Here is a 20047-nt window from a genome sequence, read left to right as displayed (position 1 = left end):
CAAACAAAAAAGGAGCTGCAACCATGTCCCATCCCGTCTCTGCACTGGCCCCGGCGATCGCGGCGTATATCGATGCGGCCAACGCACGCGATACCTCGCGGGTCGGCAGTTTTTTTGCCGAGGATGCCAACGTGTTCGACGAAGGCCAACATCAAGTCGGCCCGCAAGCCATCGCGCAGTGGATGCACGACACCGGGCAACGCTATCAGCCACGGGTCGAAGTGCTGGACGTGCAACAGCGCACCGGCAAAGTGCTGGTACACGGGCTGATTTCCGGAACCTTCCCCGGCAGCCCGGCGCAGCTGCGCTACACGTTTCGCTTGAACGAGCAGGGGAAAATCGCCCGACTGGATATTTCCCTCTAATCATCGTGGCATACTGCCGCGCATGACTTTCGACTCTCCGCTCAGCGCCTGGCAACACGCCGTTCAACACAAGGGTTTCGTCCAGGATGAAGCCCAGGAACACGCGGTCTGGGCGCTGCAAAAATGCCATGAAGCGCTGCACGCCGGGGCCGGTTCGGTCACCGGCGTTTATCTGTGGGGGCCGGTCGGGCGCGGCAAGACCTGGCTGATGGATCAGTTCTATCAGAGCCTGCGCGTGCCGGCGCGACGCCAACACTTTCATCACTTTATGGGCTGGGTGCATCAGCGCTCGTTCCAGTTGACCGGCATTGCTGATCCTCTGCGTGCGCTGGCCAGAGAGCTGGCGGCCGAGGTGCGGGTGCTGTGCTTCGATGAGCTGTTCGTCAACGACATCGGTGACGCGATCATTCTCGGTCGGCTGTTTCAGGTGATGTTCGACGAAGGCGTAGTCATCGTCTGCACCTCCAATCTGCCGCCGGATGAACTGTACGCCGACGGCTTCAATCGCGACCGGTTTATACCGGCGATTGCCGCGATCAAAGCGCATATGCAGGTGGTTGCGGTGAATGGCGCCGAGGATCATCGCTTGCATCCGGGAGCCGGCCTGCAGCGCTACTTTGTCGCCACGTCTGCGGTCACTGCGCTGGAGGAAGTCTTTCAGACATTGACCGCCGGGCAAGCGGCCAGCGCCGAACCGGTGGCGGTCGGTCATCGCCAGTTGAGCGTGGTGCAGGCCAGTGAAACGGTGTTGTGGTGCCGCTACGCCGATCTCTGCGAGCAGCCGTTCGCTGCCATGGATTTCATCACGCTGTGTGACCGCTACACGGCTATTCTGTTGAGCGAAGTACCCAATCTCAGTGCACAGAAACGCGAAGGGCGCATCGCGCGCGGCACCGAAGACGGCGCGCAGCGGGTGGCGGCGGGGGATCGCGAGTTGCCGCAATTGTCGGTTCATGACGACGGCGTGCGGCGTTTCATTGCGCTGGTCGACGAGTGCTACGACCGCAAGGTGCCGCTGTACATCGAAGCGCAAGTACCCATGGACGCGCTGTATACCGAGGGTTATCTGGAATTCCCGTTCCGCCGTACCCTCAGCCGTTTGCAGGAGATGCAGCTGCAACGTTTTGCTGAAGCTTGAATGGAAGAGGGCGCCGACATGAGCCAAGCGTTATCCCATCATTTGCTGACCATGGCTTACCAGAATGCCTGGGCCAATCATCGCCTGGCCAAGGCTTGGTCGCAGCTCGGCGCGGCAGATTTGGCGGCGCCTCGGCTAAGCTTTTTTCCGAGCATCCGGCTCACCCTCAATCACATCCTCAGCTGTGACTGGTTCTACGTCGATGCGCTGGAACGCGAACTGCGCGGGGCCGAGCCGCATCCCGACTGCTACGTGTTTTTCAACGTGGACGAGCCGTTTACCGACGGCGCGCAGTTGCGTGAAGAGCAGGCTCACGTTGATCGGCGGCTGATCGCCTATTGCGAACAACTGCGTGACGCCGAGCTGGCCCGTATCGTGACCATTGCCCGCGACACGCCGCAGCACGACAGCCGCCTGCGCATGCTATCGCACTTGTTCGAACATCAGATTCATCACCGTGGGCAAGTGCATGCGATGCTCAGTGATACGGCGGTGAAGCCGCCGCAGCTGGATGAGTTTTTCTGTGTCGGCGAAAGCGCTCTGCGCGCCGAGGACTTTGCTGAACTGGGCTGGACCGAAGAACTGATCTGGGGCCACTGAACAGCGGACGCATCATCATCTGTGGCGAGGGAGCTTGCTCCCGCTGGGGCGCGAAGCGCCCCTCGCTTCTCTCTATTAAAGCGGGGCCTGCTGCGCAGTCCAGCGGGAGCAAGCTCCCTCGCCATAGGTTGACTGCTAGTGATCAGCAGAGTTGCGGGTTGCCGGCCGGGGTGAGCTCGCGCTAAGGTCAGACAGCCTTTCAGTACGCACTTTGCGCGCCGGGGCTTTAGTGTTCGGGGATGGAAATGGATTCCGCAGAGATTCTTGTACTTCAGGCCAGCTACAGCAATCCAACGCACGCCGAGGCCATCGGTATCGTGCTCAACCACTACGCAGAAGACCCGATGGGCGGCGGTCATTCACTTGACCCTGACCTGCTGCGTCGACTGCCCGGAGAACTGGCCCGGCGCCCGCATGCGTTCAGCGTTTTGGCCTTTGTCGGTGGTGAACCGGCTGGACTGGTGAACTGCTTTGAAGGGTTTTCCACGTTTGCCTGCAAACCCTTGGTCAACATCCACGACGTCGCCGTGGTGGACAAATTTCGCGGGCTCGGCCTGAGCCAGAAGATGCTGCAGAAAGTCGAGGAAATCTCTCGCCAGCGCGGTTGCTGCAAAATCACCCTGGAAGTGCTGGAAGGCAACGCGGTGGCACAGAATGCCTACAGCAAGTTCGGCTTTGCGCCGGGCATGTTCGACCCGGATCACGGGCGCATGCTGTTCTGGATCAAAAATCTGCAGGCGTAAAAAAGGCGCCCTGAGAGGGCGCCAAACTGTCTTCTTCCAGGCCAGAGCGGAGCCATGGAAGGTCCATCGGTTGCTCGGTCAATCTCAGTCGCGGTAAGACTCGGTCACTTGCGCCGTCTGGTCGGCGGGAACGCGAATTTCTTTCGCGTTGGCGTCGATCTTCTGCTCGCTCTGGGCGTGCTGGACCGGGAAGTTGTCGTAGTAATAACGCATGCGCTCAGCGCCGCCTTCGGCAAAAACGCTGGCAGAGCCCAAGGCTAATAGCCCGGCGAGGATTGCGGTGGTGATTTTCATGGTGCCTCCTACTGAACAAGTGGGAGCCGTTCGTCCATGAAGCAGATCTCGGAAGAGAGTCTGGGAGGCAGGAATTAACGCGGGGTTAACGCCCTGTCGGTGCAGGTTTTACAGCATGTTGCGGGGCATTAGCAGACAGACGCGGCGTACCTTGGCGAAGGTGCGCCGCGCCCGAGAGGCGGGGATCATAGCTTCCAGTCGAGACTCAGGGTGACGGTACGCGGGTCACCCCAGTACACGCCGTTATAGAAGCCGACGTTGTCGTAATACTTCTTGTCGAACAGGTTGTTGACGTTCAGTGACGCCGACAGGTGTCGGTCGAACTCGTAGCGCGACATCAGGTTGAACACGGTGTAGGCGTCCTGACGGATGCGTGTGCGTTCGGTGATGATGCGTCCATTGGCACCGCGCCCGACCGGGCGGTTGGAGTTGCCGTAGACGTCGCTCTGCCAGTTTACGGCGCCACCCACGGTCAACGCGTTCCAGTTGCCGTGCAGACGATAAGCCGTGGACAGCCGGAACATGTTCAACGGCTGGTTGGTGTTGCTGCGTTGCTCGTCGCCATTGGCCGAGTGGGTGTAGGTGTAACCGGCGGTCATGTTCCAGCCATCGAGGATTTCGCCAGCCACTTCGGCTTCGAAACCATTGACCTTGTTACCCTTGCCGCCACTCTTGTAAAACTCCTCTCCGGTCACCGGGTCTGGCGCCACGGAATCGTCCACCTCGGCGACGTTGTCCTGTTTGCTCCAGAACAGCGCTGTCGCCACATTGAGGCGTTCGCCCAGCAGGCTGCCCTTGAGGCCCAACTCGTAATTGCTGCCCACCACCGGTTCGAGGTATTTGCGACTGCTGTCGCGATTGCTTTGCGGTTTGAAAATGTCGGTGTAGCTGACGTACGCGGTGTATTCCGGCGTCAGGTCGTAGAGCAGGCCTGCGTAGGGTGTCCAGATGTCATTCTGGCGCTGGCTGGTCGCATCAACCCTGCTCAACTGCAATTGGCTGTCGTAGTAACTGTCGCGGCTGGATTCTTCCCAACTGCCATATCGGCTACCGAGCACGGCGTGAAGTTCGTCGGTAAAGCTCAGGCGAGTAGCGAGGTATCCGGCCTTTTGCCGGGTCTTGCTTCGTGAGCCATTGCGGTCAGTGACGGTATCGGAGAACTTGCCGATGCCGCCCATGTATTTCCAGTCACGGATGCTGCCGTAATCCGCCGCCTGTGGGCCATCGATCATATAAGGCGACTCGGCGCCGCGTTCGGCTTCGCCATAGCCGAACATCATTTCGTGTTCGCGCCCGAACAACGAGTAGGGGCCGGCGACGTTGAAGTCATACACTTTCATGGTTTGCTCGCCGAGCATATGCCCCATGTAAGCGCTCATGCCGCTGCGATCGGCCTCGGGGAAACCGCCACCGCCGTAGTAGATCTTGCCGTCGGTCTCGCTTTTGCGGTGGGTGTAGGCGGCCTTCAGATGCCAGCCTCCGGCCAGTTGCTGGTCGACGGTGGCAAACGCGGTTTTGTCCTTCAGCGGCCACGAGCTCCAGGACGTCGCCATGTTGGTCGACCGGCCAAGACCGGCCTTGCCGCCCTCGGCATTCCAATACGGCACCGTGCCCCACGATGAGCCTTGCACGTTCTTGTTTTGATAGTCGTAGCCGACCGCCAGCACCGTGGTATCCGTCAGATCTGCTTCAAGGATGCCGTAGCCAACCTCCCGTTGCAGCGCATAGTGATCGCGGATCGACTTGTTGTCGCGGTAGGCCAGCACCGTGCGACCGCGCAAGCGCCCGTCGAACGCCAGCGGGCCACCGACATCCACGTAGCTGTAGTAATTGTCGTAGCTGCCACCACTGACGCCCGCCAGCGCCTGCAACTGTGCGGTCGGACGCTTGCGCACCATGTTGATGGTGGCCGAGGGGTCGCCGGCGCCGGTGGTCAGTCCGGTGGCGCCGCGAACCACTTCAATGCGGTCATAAATGATGGTGTCAGCGTCGGACTGCATGCGATCGAAGGTGTTGAGCATCCCGTCGATCTGGAAGTTTTTGATCGTATAGCCGCGTGACGTATAGCTCACCCGATCCGAGTCGAGGTGCTGAACCACCACGCCCGTGGTCTGGCGCATGGCTTCGGTCAATGTACCGAGTTTGAAATCGTCCATCTGCTGACGCGTCACCACAGACACCGATTGCGGGGTTTCCTTGATCGACAGATTCAGCCGCGTCGCCGTGCTCATCGCGCCCGAGGTGTAGGCGTCGGTGTTTTCGGTGGTGGTGCCCAGACCTTGCGCACTGACGTTGGTGGTGGCCAGCTCCAGTGCCGGAGCGGCGGGCTCCGGCGGCTTTTCGGCATCGGTTTCAGCCAGCAGATCCGCGCTGAAAGCAGCGCTGCAGAGACCCAGGGTGAGGGTCATGGAACGGGTGATGGGCGCGAACATCGCAGCCGACTCCTTGTCTTCGAGGGAAAAAATCCGTTTGTTCAAAGACGAAAAGTGCGGCGGGGATTTAGTGTCAAACGAGAAATATTGTTATTTGCGGATGTTTCAAAGGTAAGGCTCGACCATGCTTCAAAAGCAAAAGATCGCAGCCTTCGGCAGCTCCTACAGAGAACGGTGTAGGCGCTGCCGAAGGCTGCGATCTTTTGAATTTGCCAGTATCAGACCCACAAACGAATATCCCGACTGGCCAGACTCTCCATCACCCTTCACCTCCAGCCTGCGCGGCCTGCAAAACGGCGACGGAGGCCAGCACCAGTGCGCGGGCGGTTCCGAGCATTTGCTCGCTGGCCCAGCGCAGTGAGCCGCAGTGTTCCGGGCGGGTGGCGGTGGTGGGGCTGAAATCCAACGTGTGATAGGTGTTTGCACAGGGATCGTTCATTGAACGATGCGGATTTCTGAAGATAAAAAAAGCTCTGCATCTTTCGATACAGAGCTTTTAAAGGGATCAGGCAAAGCGCTCTTCGGTTGCGTTCACCTCGGTACATCCACAGCGGCTTTACTTCTGCGCAACATTCGCCGGCGCGGCGTCGGGTTTCTTCGGCTTCATCAGGCTGAAGTCGATCAGCGCGCGCTGTTCAGTCTGGTACGGGTCGCCGATGAGCAGGGGGCGGGCCTTGAAGCTGTCGCTGACCAGACTCTTGCTGTGGTCGAGTTCATCGAAACTCAAACCGGCGAGGTCGGCCCAGGTGTGGATCAGGTGCGAGCTGCTGTACGGACGATCGAGGTCGCCTGCAAAGTTCCACTCATGGTTGGCCTTCCACTTCGGCGATGCCCAGGCCATGAACGGGATGGTGTACATCGGCGCGGTCGGTTTGTTTTCGTTGCGCCCCAGAGTCTTGTGGCCCACCGAGTCGAACACGTCTTCACCGTGGTCCGAGAGGTACAGCAGGAAGCCGTTCGGATCGGATTTGGCGTAATCCTTGATCAGGCTCGACACGACAAAATCGTTGTACAGCACGGCGTTGTCGTAGCTGTTGTAGGTCGGTACCTGGTCGTCACGCACGCCGGCTGGCACGCCGGTGCGGTCCTGGAACTTGTCGAACGTCGGCGGGTAGCGGTACTGATAGCTCATGTGCGTGCCGAGCAAATGCACAACGATCAGCTTGCGTGGCGCCGCGTCAGCCAGGGCCTTGTTGAACGGCTCGATCACGTCGCCATCGTATTGCGCGGCGTTCTGGTTGCGGTTGTTGTTCAGGTACACCTGCTCGTCAGCCTGTTCGGAGAACGTGGTGAGCATGGTGTTGCGCTTGGTCATGGTCTGCTGGTTGGTGATCCAGAAAGTCTTGTAGCCGGCCTGTTTCATCATGCTGACCAGCGACGGCGTCGACAGGTACAAGTCCGGATGCTCTTCGTCCGCGAAGGTCAGCACCTGCTGCAGCGCTTCGATGGTGTACGGACGCGGGGTGACGACGTTGTCGAAGACCGCCAGTTGATCCTTGAGCTTGTCCAGTTCCGGCGTGGTGTTGCGCTGATAGCCGTAGAGGCTCATGCGCTGACGGTTGGTCGATTCGCCGATCACCAGCACCAAGGTCTTCGGCTGATCGGCCGAGGCGTCCTTGAGGTTTTTCAGTGGCGGGATCTTGCTCACGTTATGCAGCATGCCCTGCATGTCGGCGAGGGTATCCAGATAACGGTGATAGGCCACGGCCATCTGCCATGGCACCGCCGGCTCGATACGGGTTTCGAATTTCTCGAAGCCTTGAGCGAAAGTGCCCATGCGCAGGGTCTGTTTGACCAGCGGATAACCGACCACCGCGATGACGATCGCCGTAGCCGCGACCAGCGCGCGGCCACGAGGCATGTACACCGGGCGCAGGCGAGTCCACAGGAAATAAGCGAACGCGGTATGCGCGAGGAACGCCGGCACCATCCACCAGGCAAAGTACTGGGTCATGTACTCGCCGGCTTCGGACACGTTCGACTCGAACATGATGAAGATGACGCTCTGCGAGAATTCCTGCTGATAGATGAAGAAATAGCCAAGACTGGCCATCGAGCAGGCCCACAGCACTACGCCGATCACGGCGGCGAGCAGTTTGGTGCGTTTGGGGAACAGCAACATCGGCGCCAGCCACAGCGCGCTCATGAAGAACGCCTGACGGAATCCGCTGAAGCCGGAGGTGCCGGTCAGCTGGATCAGCAGTTGGGTGATACCCGAGAAGTACCAGAAGAATACAAACAGCCAGAGAAAACCGGCCCAATCGAAACCTGTCGCAGTCGTTTTGCTGCGTTTGAACAATGCCATTCGGCGCTCCAGCTCACTCGTTACAACCACCGCCGGAACATCCATGAAGCCGACGAACGGAGGCCGTACACACAGGTACGGCCAGAATGGGGCAGAGTATTACGAAGAGAATGTGAAAAGTTTGTGAGTTGCCGCTTGCTCTCAGGAGCAACGGGCAGGGCTGCATCATGTCGGGAACAGCGGCTGCCGTTCCCGAAACAGGCGGGGGATCAGGCGTGGGGGTGGCGCTGAACGACCGGCAAAGGTTGCGGTTGCACACCTTGGGTCAAGAGGCGCAGCTGCGCCAGCTCCTGCTTCAACTGGTCACGTTCGTCTTTCAACTGGCGCAATTCATCGCGACGGATTGTCACGTACAGGGTTTGTGGCGGCATTGCTGTGTGTACTGTGCCCATTGCTCACCTCGCAAATGGCGTGCATCAACTGTAGGTCGTCCCCGTTTTGGGGGACTGACTTACTATCGGCGCCAATTTTGATTTCTTTTGCCTGTGAATGGAACTTTTTTATTTTTCATGGTCGGTGTGTCTTCGGCAGGATTCGGGGCGTTATCAGTCTGGATCGGGCACAATGCCCGGAAACTTCATCGCAACGCTCTGGACTAACCTCCATCAGTCGCGTTGGGCTATAACCCATGACACACATTTATTTGTAGTAAGGAGCATCAGCACATGCAACTCGGGATTATTGGACTGGGCCGCATGGGCGGCAATATTGCGCGACGTCTGATGCTCAACGGTCACACCACCGTTGTTTACGACCGCAATACCGCTTTCATCGATAACCTGGTCGCCGAGGGCTCCACCGGCGTCGCCGACTTGCCAGCACTGGTTGCCGGCCTGGCCAAACCGCGTGCGGTCTGGGTCATGTTGCCGGCCGGCGCGCCGACCGAAGACACCATCAACACCCTGAGCACGTTGCTCGAAGCCGGCGATACCATCATCGACGGCGGCAACACCAACTATAAGGATGACATCCGTCGGGCCAGGACTCTGGCCGAAAAGGGCCTGCACTACATCGACGTCGGCACCTCCGGCGGCGTCTGGGGCCTGGAGCGTGGCTATTGCATGATGATCGGCGGTGACGCCGAAACCGTGCAGCGCCTCGACCCGCTGTTCGCCGCACTGGCGCCAGGCATGGGTGACATCCCGCGCACCAAGGATCGCAAGTCCGAGGACCACCGTGCCGAACATGGCTACATTCACGCCGGTCCCGCCGGTGCCGGGCACTTTGTGAAGATGATTCACAACGGCATCGAGTACGGCATGATGGCCGCGTTCGCCGAGGGCTTCGACATCCTCAAGACCAAGTCCAGCGAGCGCCTGCCGGAAGATCAGCGTTTCGATCTGAACGTTGCGGATATCGCCGAAGTCTGGCGCCGTGGCAGCGTGGTGTCCTCGTGGTTGCTCGACCTGACCGCCGATGCACTGGCCAGCGATCCGAAGCTCGACGGTTTCTCCGGCTCGGTGGCTGACAGCGGTGAAGGTCAATGGACCATCGAAGCGGCCATGGAGCAAGCGGTGCCGGTTCCGGTGCTGTCGAACTCGCTGTTCTCGCGCTACCGTTCGCGCGGTCAGGGCACGTTTGGCGACAAGATTCTTTCGGCCCAGCGCTTCGGCTTCGGCGGCCATGTGGAGATTCCGAAGAAATGACCCATACGATCCGCAGAAAATCCAAGGCAGAACCCGCACCACCGACCACGCTGTTTCTGTTCGGTGCCCACGGCGACCTGGTCAAGCGCTTGCTAATGCCGGCGCTGTACAACCTCAGTCGCGACGGCTTGCTTGACGACAATCTGCGGATCGTCGGCGTTGACCACAACGCCATTACCGATGAAGCCTTCGCGCAAAAGCTCGAAGACTTCATCCGCACCGAAGTGGCGGCGAAGGTCGGCAAGGGCGATCAGATGCTTGATCCGGCCTTGTGGGCCAAGCTCGCCAAAGGTATCAGCTACGTCCAGGGGGATTTCCTCGACGACAGCACTTATTCCGCGCTGGCGGCGAAGATCGCCGACAGCGGCACCGGCAATGCGGTGTTCTATCTGGCCACCGCGCCGCGTTTCTTCAGTGAAGTGGTGCGCCGTCTCGGCGCGGCGAAACTCCTTGAAGAAACCCCTGAAGCGTTCAGACGGGTGGTGATCGAGAAGCCGTTCGGCTCCGATCTGCAAACCGCCGAAGCGTTGAACGCCTGCCTGCTCAAGGTGATGTCCGAGAAGCAGATTTATCGGATCGACCATTACCTGGGCAAGGAAACCGTGCAGAACATTCTGGTCAGCCGGTTCTCCAACAGCCTGTTCGAAGCCTTCTGGAACAATCACTACATCGACCACGTGCAGATCACTGCCGCCGAAACCGTCGGCGTCGAAACCCGTGGCAGTTTTTACGAACACACCGGCGCACTGCGCGACATGGTGCCCAATCACCTGTTCCAGTTGCTGGCCATGGTTGCCATGGAACCACCGGCCGCGTTCGGCGCCGATGCGGTGCGCGGCGAGAAGGCCAAGGTGGTCGGCGCGATTCGTCCGTGGACCACTGAAGAGGCGCGGGCCAACTCGGTGCGTGGTCAGTACAGCGCCGGTCAAGTCGATGGCAAGCCGCTGAACGGTTATCGCCAGGAGCCCAACGTCTCGCCTGACAGCAACACTGAAACCTACGTGGCGCTGAAGGTGATGATCGACAACTGGCGCTGGGTCGGCGTGCCGTTCTATTTGCGCACCGGCAAGCGCATGAGCGTGCGCGACACCGAGATCGTCATCTGCTTCAAACCGGCGCCGTATGCGCAGTTCCGCGACACTGAAGTTGACGAGTTGCAGCCGACATACCTGCGCATCCAGATCCAGCCCAACGAAGGCATGTGGTTCGACCTCTTGGCCAAACGGCCGGGACCGGCGTTGAACATGGCCAACATCGAGCTGGGTTTTGCCTACAAAGATTTTTTTGAGATGCAGCCGTCCACCGGTTACGAAACCCTGATCTACGACTGCCTGACTGGCGATCAGACGCTGTTCCAGCGCGCCGACAATATCGAGAACGGCTGGCGCGCCGTGCAGCCGTTCCTCGACGCCTGGCAGCAGGATGCCAGCGTGCAGACTTATGCCGCCGGAGAAGACGGCCCGCAAGCTGCCGAAGATCTGCTGACTCGCGATGGCCGCGTCTGGCATAGCCTGGGATGAGTGACGTGCCGAAACCACCTATCCGTTTTCTACTCAGCGACATGGACGGCACGCTGTTGCTGCCCGATCACAGTCTGAGCCAGCGCACCATTGAAGCCGTGCGTTCGCTGCGTGAGGCGGGCGTGTTGTTCAGCCTCGCCACCGGTCGACCACCCAAAGCCATGCTGCAGCAGATCGAAGCCTTGGGCGTCGATCTGCCAACCGCAGCGTTCAACGGCGGCACCATCGTCAATCCGGATGGCAGCCTGCTGGTCGCGCATTACTTGCCGGCAACCACCGCGTTGATTGCGCTGGCAACATTCGCCGACCAGCCGGATGTGGAAATCTGGGTGTTCAGCGGCGGCGACTGGCTGCTCAAGGATCCGCACGGGCCAATGGTGCCGCGCGAGCAGCACGGTCTCGGTTATCCGCCGGTCGTGGTTGAGAGTTTCGAGCCGTATCTGGAACGCATCGACAAGATCGTTGCGACCAGCAATAACACCGAGCTGTTGATCGAACTGGAGGCGCAACTGCTGCAGAAGGTCAACGGCATGGCGCAAGTCTCACGCTCGCAACCGGTGTACCTCGACGTCACGGCGCTGGAGGCCAACAAAGGCACCGCACTGGCGACCCTGGCCGAGCATCTCGGCGTGCCGCTGGAGCAGACAGCGGCCATCGGCGATGGCGGCAACGACCCGGCGATGTTTCATTGCGCGGGCTTGTCGATTGCCATGGGTCAAGCGGAGGAGGCCGTAAAGCGCCAAGCCGACGTGATCACCGCACCGAACACCGAAGATGGTGTGGCGCAAGCGATCGAGAAATACATCCTCCCTCGCTGACCCCACCCAAAAACCAATGTGGGAGCGAGCCTGCTCGCGAAAGCGGTGTGTCATTCAACGAATCCGTTGTCTGACACTCCCTCTTCGCGAGCAGGCTCGCTCCCACAGGTTTATTCAGTGTTGGTTAGAGCCAATAGCTCACGGCATACCAGCCCAGCAAACCCATCACGAAGGTGTACGGCAGCGCCATCCACACCATGCGCCCGTACGACAGGCGCACCAGCGGCGCAATCGCCGAGGTCAGCAGGAACAGGAACGCGGCCTGGCCATTCGGCGTCGCCACGCTTGGCAGGTTGGTGCCGGTGTTGATCGCGATGGCCAACGTCTCGAAATGCTCGCGGCTCATGTGGCCGGCGAGGAATGCCTGTTTCACTTCGGTGATGTAGATCGTCGCGACAAACACGTTGTCACTGATTGCCGACAACAAACCGTTGGCAATAAACAGCATGCCCGGTTGTTGCTCGACCGGCAGGGCCAGTACCCACTCGATCAACGGCGCGAACAGCTGTTGATCGTGAATCACAGCGACCACCGCAAAAAACACCACCAGCAACGCCGTGAACGGCATGGCGTCCTTGAACGCGCTGCCCAGACGATGCTCATCGGTGATGCCGGTAAACGCGGTGATCAACACAATCACCATCAAGCCGATCAGACCGACTTCGGCGATGTGAAAAGCCAGGCAGCCGATCAGGATCAGTGCTGCCGCGCCTTGCACCAGCAGGGCTGCGCGTTGGCGCGCCGTGCGTTCGGCGTTGTCTTCAGCGGCGTAGTTGGCCAGCACGGCACGAACATTGTCCGGCAGCAGCGTGCCGTAGCCGAACCAGCGCAGCTTCTCCAGCAACACGCAGGTGACCAGACCCGCTGCCAGCACCGGCATCGACACGGGTGCGACTTTCTGGAAGAACTCGCCGAAGTGCCAGCCCATTTCGTGGCCGATCAACAGGTTCTGCGGTTCGCCCACCAATGTGCAGACACCGCCCAACGCCGTACCGACCGCGCCGTGCATCAGCAAGCTGCGCAAGAACGCGCGGAATTGTTCCAGGTCGTCGTGATGCAGTTTCGGCAGGTTGCGGTCGTCAGCAAACTCGCTGTCCTGGCGCGGATCGTTGCCCGAGGCGACACGGTGATAAACGGAATAGAACCCGACCGCCGCACTGATGATCACTGCGGTCACCGTCAAGGCATCGAGAAACGCCGACAGGAACGCGGAAAGAAAGCAGAACATCAAGGCCAGTATCGCTTTTGACCGCACGCCCAACAGCAGGCGCGAGAACAGAAACAGCAGCAGGTCCTTCATGAAATAGATGCCCGCTACCATGAACATCAGCAGCAGGATCACCGGGAAGTTGTGCACCAACTCATCGTAAAGCGCTTGTGGGGTGGTCATCTTCAGCAACAGCGCTTCGATCAGCAGCAAGCCGCCGGGCATCAGCGGATAGCACTTGAGCGCCATTGCCAGGGTGAAGATGAATTCGATCACCAGCAACCAGCCGGCCGCGACCGGCCCGACGCTGAACAGCACGACTGCATTGAGGATGAGGAAACCGACGATGGTCGCCTTGTACCAGCGTGGCGAGTGCCCGAGAAAATTTTGCGCGAACGCTTGGGCAATTGAACCGGACATCGTCTGCTCCTTTTATTAAGAAGCGCGAAACTTGCCGGATGCGTTACGGAAGATCAAGTACAGTGCGTGTTTTTCAATGGTTCAGGTAACGCGCCACCATGGCCCGGTAGTTGCCATCCAATGAATAACCGCCGACGAGGATGGCATTGTCCGGTTGCACGGCCAGCGAGTTGGCCGTGTCGAGGCTGCGCCCCAGACGCGTGCGCAACCAGCCTTTGCCGTCGCCGAAGCTGTGATCCAGGCCGCCGTCACTCAGGTAACGGGCAACAATGAAATCCGCTTCGAATCCGCCAATGGTTGCACCGACCGCGACAATGCGGCCGTCCGCCATGGGTTGAGCGGCGCTCCATTGGCAGCCGCTGGGGCCGATTTCGAGCAACTGGGGATGGCCGCCATGGTTGTGCAGGTCCGGCCGGCCATTGGTGTGCAGGCTGTACGCCATGCAACGGATCGGATCGCGGCTGCTGCCGAAACAGTGCAGTGAGTCCGCCGATTCAAGGACCTGACTGACCTGAGCGCTTTGGTCGTGAGCCTTGAACGCCATGAAACCGTCAACGGCAAAACGCTCGTCTAGGCGGCCGTCGGGCAAGTAGCGCGCCAGCAAACCTTCCTGCGGAAAGTCGATAGAGCCGGCCACCACAATTCGCCCATCCTTCTGCAACAGCAGGCTGCTGAGCCAGGTATTGAGCAGCAAGTGGCGAATCATCACGAAGCCGCGACCGTTGAAGGTTTCATCGAGGCTGCCGTCGGGCATGAGGCGGATCAGCATGCCGGCATGGTCGGCGAGTTCGAAGTGGTGATTGGCGATCAGCAGAATATGGCCGTTGTCCTGGACCACAAAATCGCAGGCTTCGGCGCCCGGAACGCCCGGCGGCAGCCAGGCATCCCGGCTGCCCATGGACAAGTCCCCGGGCAGGCGCACCACCTGACGGCCATTGTCACCGAAACTCAGGTCCGGTTTACCCTGTGCGTTGAACATGGCCAGTGCCGGCAAGGTGCGATGAGCGTTTTCATAATGCAGGCCGGCGAGCAGGATGCGCCCGTCGGGAAGTGTCTGGACTTTGCCGGCTGTGGCTTCAAAACCCAGGGCAAAGGTGTCGATCACACTGCCTTGCTCACCGAAGGTCAGATCGGCCGAGCCATCGGCAAGGATCCGCGCCAGGCCGAAACGGCTGCCGGCGGCGACGCCGACCTTCGCAGCAACCAGAATCCGCCCCTGCGAATCAAGGGCGATGTCCTCGGTCAGGCTGGACGCACTGCCAGCGAAATACACTTGAGCGACGCCAGTGGCAGCAAATGTTCTGTCGAGTTGACCGGCTCGACTCAATGAAGACGTCGATGCCATCGGCCGCGCAAAAGTGTTCAGAGTGGACATGCACGCTTCTCCTTGCGAGTTGACCTTGTACCGGAAACCGGACGGGTAACTGCATGAGCGAAACATTCAATCCCTGAACCGGGAGAAGTACAACGGTGAGAACTAACAGGTGGAGGGTCGCACTGTGCCAGAACAGTGTCTTTTTGAACCAATAGCAAGCCGGCCAAGCATTAAGCCCGGAACCGTCGCCACTAGTTGTACAGAAGTACGAGAAGTTGAAAAGAAAACAACTAACAGAAGAGGGCGGATGACCTGAGCGTCATCCGCATGGCCCGGCTGTTAGTGTGGCATCGACCACGATTGCAGGCTGTAACCTTCTTTGCTGAGTTCAGCACGCGCCTGCTGCAGCAGTTGCTCGAGTTGCGCCGGATCGGAGTAGGCGCTGCTTGGAATCTTTTGCCGACCGATGTGCGAATTGGTCCGGTCGACCACGGTCAGGCTCAGTTCGCCATTGCCGTCTTGTGGTGCCCAGGCCACGCACTGGAAAGGTTTGAACGCGTGGTTGGCAATCAAAAGAGCTTCGTTGATACGGAGCGGGGCGGTCATGGGTTTTTCTCTCTGTCATGCCCAATCAAGTGATGTGCCGTCGGTTGGGCTTACCGTGCGGCTGGTACTTGTACTGATGCACCGAACCGGCAGGCAGGTCACACATGAAACAAAGAAATTTCAACTTTCTTTCATGGCATTGTTTTTTGCACAGTTTTTGAAAGCTCACTGAAAGGTTGAGGCGCTAATTATTCGATAGCTCACTAACAACTTGAGTTCTTATAACGCGTTTGCTTGTACACCTATAAGCAATCGATACAAGGCGCTGTCAAAATCTTGCTAATGTTACAGTCGGGTCTGCCAAATGACTGTTTTTACAATCATTTCTAATAATTTGGCGCCAAGGAACAGTCATGAGCGAAGCGCCAGCGTTACGACGTTTATTGGTGGTCGATCCGTGCGACGACTGCCACCGCTTATTGCCCGGATTACGCGCCATAGGTTGGGATGTTGACAGTTGCACCCTGGAAAACGCCGCCGACCGCAGTTGTGATGTCGGCTTGTTGCGATTACAGCCGTTTCACCTCGAACGCCCGGAAGCCGTCAAGGAACTGATCAGCCGCAGCGGCACTGAATGGATCGCTGTTCTCAATCAGGAAGTCCTGCGTTTACAAAATGTCGGTGACTTCGTCTGTGAATGGTTTTTCGATTTCCACACCTTGCCGTTCGACGTATCGCGGGTGCAGGTCACTCTCGGCCGGGCATTCGGCATGGCGCGTTTGCGCGGGCAAGGCACGATTCACGTGGATCAGCCTGAACATGAACTGCTCGGTGACAGCAAACCGATTCGCGAGCTGCGCAAATTGCTCAGCAAACTGGCGCCCACCGAATCGCCAGTGCTGATTCGCGGCGAAAGCGGCACCGGTAAAGAACTGGTCGCGCGCACGCTGCATCGGCAATCCCAGCGTCACAGCAAACCGTTTGTGGCGATCAACTGCGGAGCGATTCCCGAGCATCTGATTCAATCCGAGCTGTTCGGCCACGAGAAGGGCGCGTTTACCGGCGCGCACCAGCGCAAGGTCGGGCGCATTGAAGCGGCCAATGGCGGCACGCTGTTTCTCGATGAAATCGGTGATTTGCCGCTGGAACTGCAGGCCAACCTGCTGCGCTTCCTGCAGGAAAAACACATCGAACGCGTCGGTGGCAGCCAGCCGATCCCGGTGGATGTGCGCGTACTGGCGGCGACCCACGTCGACCTTGAGGCGGCTATCGAGAAGAAGCGTTTTCGCGAAGATCTGTATTACCGGCTCAATGTATTGCAAGTGGTCACCGCGCCGTTGCGTGAACGCCATGGTGATCTCTCGATGCTGGCCAACCACTTTTCCCACTTCTACAGCCACGAAACCGGGCGACGCCCGCGCAGTTTCAGTGAGGATGCGCTGATTGCCATGGGCAAACACGACTGGCCGGGTAACGTCCGCGAACTGGCCAACCGTGTGCGCCGTGGGTTGGTGTTGGCCGAAGGGCGGCAGATCGAGGCCCGAGATCTGGGGCTGATCAGCCAGCATTCGATCGCCACGCCCATGGGTACGCTGGAAGATTACAAGACCCGCGCCGAACGCCAGGCGCTGTGCGATGTATTGAACCGGCACAGCGATAACCTCAGCGTTGCGGCCAAAGTACTGGGCGTGTCACGGCCGACGTTTTATCGCTTGCTGCATAAGCACCAGATTCGCTAGATACCTGAAGATCAAAAGATCGCAACCTTCGGCAGCGCCTACAGGGGTTACACAAACCCGATGCGGGAGCTGCCGAAGGCTGCGATCTTTTGCTTTTGCTTCTGCCTAGAAGTAATACGGGAATTTCAGGCTGAAGGAAAAGTCCGGGGCATCGTCGGTCAGACCGATCGACAGGTTCGGAACAATGGTCAGGTTGTCGGTGGCCGCAATGGTCATGCCGACGTTGAAGTAACCGGCGTTGGCGTCACTCGACACCACCGATTGCCAATCCCCGCCATCCTGTTTCAGCTTGCTTTTGCGCTGTACCAGGTCAGACATCGAGAACGACATACTCATCTTCTCGTTCAGTGCAAACGCGATACCAGCGCCGATCTGGAAGCTGTCGCCGATCTTTACCTTGCCCGGATTTTTCTGGTTGACCGTCGAGCTGATGTCGTCAAACGACTCCTCTAGGTTGTGGGTGTAGGACAAGCTGCCGAACAGCACGGCCGGGTCGAACGTCTTGACCAGCGAGATACCCGGGGTGACCGACCAGACGCCGTTGCCCGTCGGCAGAGTGTCCGGCACGAACAGGTTGGAGTTGGCGTCGGTCTGGCGCAGTTTGATCCCGAACGGATCCTTGCCGGTTGGCGCCTTGACCCGCAAGGTGACGACCGCATCCGGCGTATTGACCGACTCGTCGAGGAACTTGTAGGCGATGCCGAAGTTGACGTCACCAATGGTTGGGTCGCGATCGACGTCCTGTTCTGTGGTGACATTGGACGCACCGCCGTTACCGCCGCCCGACTGATAAGTCGAACTGCGGTAGACCACCGGCACGTTCAGGTCGAACTGCCAACGGTTGTCGAAGTTGTAGCGCCCCGTGAGGTCAAGGGTCCAGGTGTCGGCCTTGATCCGGTCAAGGTTGATGTTGCCAAGAAAGATCGAGTCGAGTGCCAGGAAGCCGTTGAGGATCAACTGACGGGTGTCGTAGCGCGAGTAGGTGATACCGGTTTCGACGCTGAATTTGCCACCGCCGAAGAAGCCACTGGCCTCGTCGTACAGGTTGGACACACTCTGTGCCGGTTGTGAGTCATCTGCCAGCGATTGACCGTAAGAAGCCCCACTGCCTCCGGCTGCGCCCCCCGATGCTGCTGCGGCCCCGGTACCGGTGGCCACTTTTGGATTGCCTTTCATGTCCGACGGCGACTTGGCCAACCGTTTCGGTTGCGGCGCCGCCGGTTGATCTTCGACCTGGCGAACCCGTTGTTCGAGTACCGCCAGGGCCTTTTGTTGTACTTCGTAACGTTGCTTCAGCTCCAGAAGCTCTTGTTTCAGGACTTCTACGTCGGCGTCCGGTGCCGCTTGCAGCATCGCTGCAGGTAGAAGAGTGCTCAAGCAAACAGCGGCACGCAGTGATACTGATCGATACATGAATAAGCCGTCCCTTTAAGCCCAATGATCGAGACTCAGCGTAGTTCAATATCCAATAGTGCGTAGTGCCCTGAGTTGAGTCAGGTTGCAATCCAGTGCGCCGGCACTCATGCCGTTATTGTTCAGAACGACGTTGAGTTGCGTCATGTTATTGACCACGTTGGCACTGCCGAGCAAACGGGTGTTCTGCAGCAAGCCACCCTGAGCGACTTGTTGCAGGGCGGTGCCCTGATTGCCGGCGGCCTGAATGGCCATCTGTACGCCGCCACCGTTGGCCGAAACGGCCACGCTACCCGCGGCATTGCTGCCGCCGATTGTCTGGCCGGCCATCAGCGCCTGCCCTTGGGCGGGAACCAGTGCTGGCGCCTGATTGGCTTCTTTGACATTGATGGCGACGTTGTTGTAGGCGGTATTGCTGTCGCCAGCGGCACGTACGCTCTGCGTGACGCCCTGGCTGCTGTTGAGGCCGGCGCCACCGGTGATCGTGCCGGTACCCGTCGCGAGGGTGCTGCCGTTGCCATGCTCCTTGATCGTTTGCACATAGAATTCAGGTTTTACCGTTGCAGCCTGAAGTTGCATCGAGGTCGAAGCCCCGATCAGATCGCCACTGGCGTTGCGCCAGGTACTGCTCATGACAATGCCGAAGCTGATAATCCGCCCCGGCATGACGTAACGACCACGTAGTTCGGACAACTCTTTGTCCTGTATCTCGATAGGTTTGAATCCTGCATTGGCATAGCCTGACGCGCTCGCTGCCAGGCAGGCGGCGGCCAGCCAGTATGAGGTTTTCATCTGCTGCTCCCGGGACATCCAGCCCCATTCTTTATAATCGGCGATTAAAAGAAGTCGCTCTGTATGAACCCGAAGTCCATCAATTCAGCATCTTTGACAGGGTTGAAGCCATCCAGCTTGTTTTTGGCGGTCAGCGGTACAGGAGGGCTACGCAAGGCGTTGGCCTTGTCATATCCGGGACCGACGATGGCGAAAACGATGCCGTTCCAACCTTTGACAAAGTCATCATGTTTGTAGCGTTTATGGCCGAGCACCGGGTCTCCGATGTAAACCCAATCCTTGTCCGAGCGCTGCAGCACGACGAAATGCTTGTAGCCGCGAATTTCCATCAGTACCACCACCGGGATGGTTACAGCATCGAGTTTTTCCGGCGGAATCTTGTAACCCCTGGCGCGCATGCCGATGCTTTCTATGTAGCGCTTCATGTCCAGCATGGAAAACCCTTGAGTACGAACAAGGTCCTGGTCTGCGTTGACCAGCATGCCTTTGATGATGTGCTCCTCATCGACGTCGAGCCAATAGGCCTGGCGTAACACCGTTGCCAGTGCGGCAGCGCCGCAGCTGAAATCGGTTTTCTGTTCGACGATGTCGGCAAACTTACGCTCACGAATGCTTTGCACGTTCTTGTAGACGAGTACGCCGCCTGGGAGGGCAGCGACTGGCATCTGGGCAGCCTGGGTCAGGCCGGACAGGCAAAGCAGAGCGAAAAGGGCAGTCTTACGCATGATCGATACGCCTTTGCGGACTGAGGAAA

General features: G+C 59.1%; 19 protein-coding genes. 8 read left to right on the top strand and 11 right to left on the bottom strand.

Annotation, left to right across the window (positions count from 1 at the left end):
* Window positions 1–23 precede the first annotated feature (23 nt).
* The 4 genes from BK670_RS12620 to BK670_RS12605 all read left to right on the top strand — a co-directional run bounded on the left by BK670_RS12620 (window position 24) and on the right by BK670_RS12605 (window position 2846).
* The gene (locus tag BK670_RS12620; RefSeq protein ID WP_123450045.1) at window positions 24–365 is read left to right on the top strand and encodes a nuclear transport factor 2 family protein; all 342 of its coding nucleotides are present in this window, start codon (window positions 24–26) and stop codon (window positions 363–365) included.
* A 22-nt stretch (window positions 366–387) separates the two neighbouring features.
* A complete protein-coding gene (gene zapE, locus BK670_RS12615) occupies window positions 388–1503 on the top strand; it encodes a cell division protein ZapE (protein ID WP_123450044.1) in 1116 nt (371 codons plus the stop codon).
* A gap of 18 nt (window positions 1504–1521) precedes the next feature.
* Window positions 1522–2103: a DinB family protein gene (locus BK670_RS12610; protein WP_123451367.1), complete on the top strand. Its 582-nt coding sequence runs from the start codon at window positions 1522–1524 to the stop codon at window positions 2101–2103.
* Between the two features lie 245 nt (window positions 2104–2348).
* Entirely contained in the window at window positions 2349–2846 is a 498-nt protein-coding gene (locus BK670_RS12605; RefSeq protein ID WP_123450043.1) for a GNAT family N-acetyltransferase, read from the top strand.
* A gap of 84 nt (window positions 2847–2930) precedes the next feature.
* Here BK670_RS12605 and BK670_RS12600 read toward each other — a convergent pair whose 3' ends face one another.
* The 5 genes from BK670_RS12600 to BK670_RS12580 all read right to left on the bottom strand — a co-directional run bounded on the left by BK670_RS12600 (window position 2931) and on the right by BK670_RS12580 (window position 8269).
* Window positions 2931–3140 carry a hypothetical protein gene (locus BK670_RS12600; RefSeq protein WP_123450042.1) on the bottom strand — a complete coding sequence of 70 codons (210 nt, stop codon included), beginning with the start codon at window positions 3138–3140 and terminating at the stop codon, window positions 2931–2933.
* Between the two features lie 185 nt (window positions 3141–3325).
* Window positions 3326–5572, bottom strand: a complete 2247-nt coding sequence (locus BK670_RS12595; protein ID WP_123450041.1) for a TonB-dependent siderophore receptor — start codon at window positions 5570–5572, stop codon at window positions 3326–3328.
* 259 nt (window positions 5573–5831) lie between these two features.
* Window positions 5832–6011: a hypothetical protein gene (locus tag BK670_RS12590; RefSeq protein ID WP_123450040.1), complete on the bottom strand. Its 180-nt coding sequence runs from the start codon at window positions 6009–6011 to the stop codon at window positions 5832–5834.
* 117 nt (window positions 6012–6128) lie between these two features.
* Window positions 6129–7877, bottom strand: coding sequence for a phosphoethanolamine transferase CptA (locus tag BK670_RS12585; RefSeq protein WP_123450039.1), 1749 nt, complete (start codon window positions 7875–7877; stop codon window positions 6129–6131).
* Between the two features lie 209 nt (window positions 7878–8086).
* A complete protein-coding gene (locus tag BK670_RS12580) occupies window positions 8087–8269 on the bottom strand; it encodes a DUF6026 family protein (RefSeq protein WP_007914840.1) in 183 nt (60 codons plus the stop codon).
* Window positions 8270–8542: 273 nt separating this feature from the next.
* Between BK670_RS12580 and gnd the strand changes: the two genes are divergently transcribed.
* Genes gnd through BK670_RS12565 form a run of 3 tightly spaced genes read left to right on the top strand, consistent with a single transcriptional unit; the run spans window position 8543 to window position 11861 of the window.
* Entirely contained in the window at window positions 8543–9523 is a 981-nt protein-coding gene (gnd, locus tag BK670_RS12575; RefSeq protein WP_123450038.1) for a phosphogluconate dehydrogenase (NAD(+)-dependent, decarboxylating), read from the top strand.
* Window positions 9520–11043 (top strand): glucose-6-phosphate dehydrogenase, encoded by a 1524-nt coding sequence (gene zwf, locus BK670_RS12570; protein WP_123450037.1) that lies wholly within the window; start codon window positions 9520–9522, stop codon window positions 11041–11043. Before gnd ends, zwf begins: the two co-directional genes overlap by 4 nt.
* Window positions 11040–11861, top strand: coding sequence for an HAD family hydrolase (locus tag BK670_RS12565; RefSeq protein ID WP_123450036.1), 822 nt, complete (start codon window positions 11040–11042; stop codon window positions 11859–11861). Before zwf ends, BK670_RS12565 begins: the two co-directional genes overlap by 4 nt.
* A 124-nt stretch (window positions 11862–11985) precedes the next feature.
* Here BK670_RS12565 and nhaB read toward each other — a convergent pair whose 3' ends face one another.
* From nhaB to BK670_RS12545, 3 genes are all read right to left on the bottom strand, one after another.
* Window positions 11986–13488, bottom strand: a complete 1503-nt coding sequence (gene nhaB, locus BK670_RS12555; RefSeq protein ID WP_123450035.1) for a sodium/proton antiporter NhaB — start codon at window positions 13486–13488, stop codon at window positions 11986–11988.
* Between the two features lie 73 nt (window positions 13489–13561).
* Window positions 13562–14863: a delta-60 repeat domain-containing protein gene (locus BK670_RS12550; RefSeq protein ID WP_123450034.1), complete on the bottom strand. Its 1302-nt coding sequence runs from the start codon at window positions 14861–14863 to the stop codon at window positions 13562–13564.
* 279 nt (window positions 14864–15142) lie between these two features.
* On the bottom strand, window positions 15143–15409 hold the full coding sequence (locus BK670_RS12545; protein WP_123450033.1) for a hypothetical protein: 267 nt from the start codon (window positions 15407–15409) through the stop codon (window positions 15143–15145).
* Window positions 15410–15762: 353 nt separating this feature from the next.
* On the opposite strand from BK670_RS12545, the gene BK670_RS12540 reads away from it, so the two are divergent.
* The gene (locus tag BK670_RS12540; protein ID WP_123450032.1) at window positions 15763–17088 is read left to right on the top strand and encodes a sigma-54 dependent transcriptional regulator; all 1326 of its coding nucleotides are present in this window, start codon (window positions 15763–15765) and stop codon (window positions 17086–17088) included.
* A 105-nt stretch (window positions 17089–17193) separates the two neighbouring features.
* Here the strand turns inward: BK670_RS12540 and BK670_RS12535 are convergent, their stop codons facing one another.
* From BK670_RS12535 to BK670_RS12525, 3 genes are read right to left on the bottom strand one after another with little or no spacing between them, the layout of a single operon-like run.
* On the bottom strand, window positions 17194–18501 hold the full coding sequence (locus tag BK670_RS12535; RefSeq protein ID WP_123450031.1) for a transporter: 1308 nt from the start codon (window positions 18499–18501) through the stop codon (window positions 17194–17196).
* 45 nt (window positions 18502–18546) lie between these two features.
* Window positions 18547–19293 carry a hypothetical protein gene (locus BK670_RS12530; protein ID WP_123450030.1) on the bottom strand — a complete coding sequence of 249 codons (747 nt, stop codon included), beginning with the start codon at window positions 19291–19293 and terminating at the stop codon, window positions 18547–18549.
* Window positions 19294–19337: 44 nt separating this feature from the next.
* Window positions 19338–20018 (bottom strand): C39 family peptidase, encoded by a 681-nt coding sequence (locus tag BK670_RS12525; RefSeq protein WP_123450029.1) that lies wholly within the window; start codon window positions 20016–20018, stop codon window positions 19338–19340.
* Window positions 20019–20047 lie beyond the last annotated feature (29 nt).

This window comes from Pseudomonas fluorescens, from assembly GCF_003732425.1.
Classification (GTDB): Bacteria; Pseudomonadota; Gammaproteobacteria; order Pseudomonadales; family Pseudomonadaceae; genus Aquipseudomonas; species Aquipseudomonas fluorescens_BE.
Note: the sequence above shows the minus strand (reverse complement) of the source record. Positions and strands in the feature narration are given on the sequence as shown.

Excerpts from the sequence above, each read along its gene's own strand:
- BK670_RS12590 (WP_123450040.1), bottom strand. The coding sequence starts at position 6,011 with ATGAACGATCCCTGTGCAAACACCTATCACACGTTGGATTTCAGCCCC.
- gnd (WP_123450038.1), top strand. The coding sequence starts at position 8,543 with ATGCAACTCGGGATTATTGGACTGGGCCGCATGGGCGGCAATATTGCG.
- BK670_RS12525 (WP_123450029.1), bottom strand. The coding sequence starts at position 20,018 with ATGCGTAAGACTGCCCTTTTCGCTCTGCTTTGCCTGTCCGGCCTGACC.
- BK670_RS12550 (WP_123450034.1), bottom strand. The coding sequence starts at position 14,863 with ATGTCCACTCTGAACACTTTTGCGCGGCCGATGGCATCGACGTCTTCA.
- BK670_RS12530 (WP_123450030.1), bottom strand. The coding sequence starts at position 19,293 with ATGAAAACCTCATACTGGCTGGCCGCCGCCTGCCTGGCAGCGAGCGCG.
- BK670_RS12605 (WP_123450043.1), top strand. The coding sequence starts at position 2,349 with ATGGATTCCGCAGAGATTCTTGTACTTCAGGCCAGCTACAGCAATCCA.
- BK670_RS12565 (WP_123450036.1), top strand. The coding sequence starts at position 11,040 with ATGAGTGACGTGCCGAAACCACCTATCCGTTTTCTACTCAGCGACATG.
- BK670_RS12535 (WP_123450031.1), bottom strand. The coding sequence starts at position 18,501 with ATGTATCGATCAGTATCACTGCGTGCCGCTGTTTGCTTGAGCACTCTT.
- zwf (WP_123450037.1), top strand. The coding sequence starts at position 9,520 with ATGACCCATACGATCCGCAGAAAATCCAAGGCAGAACCCGCACCACCG.
- BK670_RS12595 (WP_123450041.1), bottom strand. The coding sequence starts at position 5,572 with ATGTTCGCGCCCATCACCCGTTCCATGACCCTCACCCTGGGTCTCTGC.
- BK670_RS12545 (WP_123450033.1), bottom strand. The coding sequence starts at position 15,409 with ATGACCGCCCCGCTCCGTATCAACGAAGCTCTTTTGATTGCCAACCAC.
- BK670_RS12580 (WP_007914840.1), bottom strand. The coding sequence starts at position 8,269 with ATGGGCACAGTACACACAGCAATGCCGCCACAAACCCTGTACGTGACA.
- BK670_RS12600 (WP_123450042.1), bottom strand. The coding sequence starts at position 3,140 with ATGAAAATCACCACCGCAATCCTCGCCGGGCTATTAGCCTTGGGCTCT.
- zapE (WP_123450044.1), top strand. The coding sequence starts at position 388 with ATGACTTTCGACTCTCCGCTCAGCGCCTGGCAACACGCCGTTCAACAC.
- nhaB (WP_123450035.1), bottom strand. The coding sequence starts at position 13,488 with ATGTCCGGTTCAATTGCCCAAGCGTTCGCGCAAAATTTTCTCGGGCAC.
- BK670_RS12610 (WP_123451367.1), top strand. The coding sequence starts at position 1,522 with ATGAGCCAAGCGTTATCCCATCATTTGCTGACCATGGCTTACCAGAAT.
- BK670_RS12620 (WP_123450045.1), top strand. The coding sequence starts at position 24 with ATGTCCCATCCCGTCTCTGCACTGGCCCCGGCGATCGCGGCGTATATC.
- BK670_RS12540 (WP_123450032.1), top strand. The coding sequence starts at position 15,763 with ATGAGCGAAGCGCCAGCGTTACGACGTTTATTGGTGGTCGATCCGTGC.
- BK670_RS12585 (WP_123450039.1), bottom strand. The coding sequence starts at position 7,877 with ATGGCATTGTTCAAACGCAGCAAAACGACTGCGACAGGTTTCGATTGG.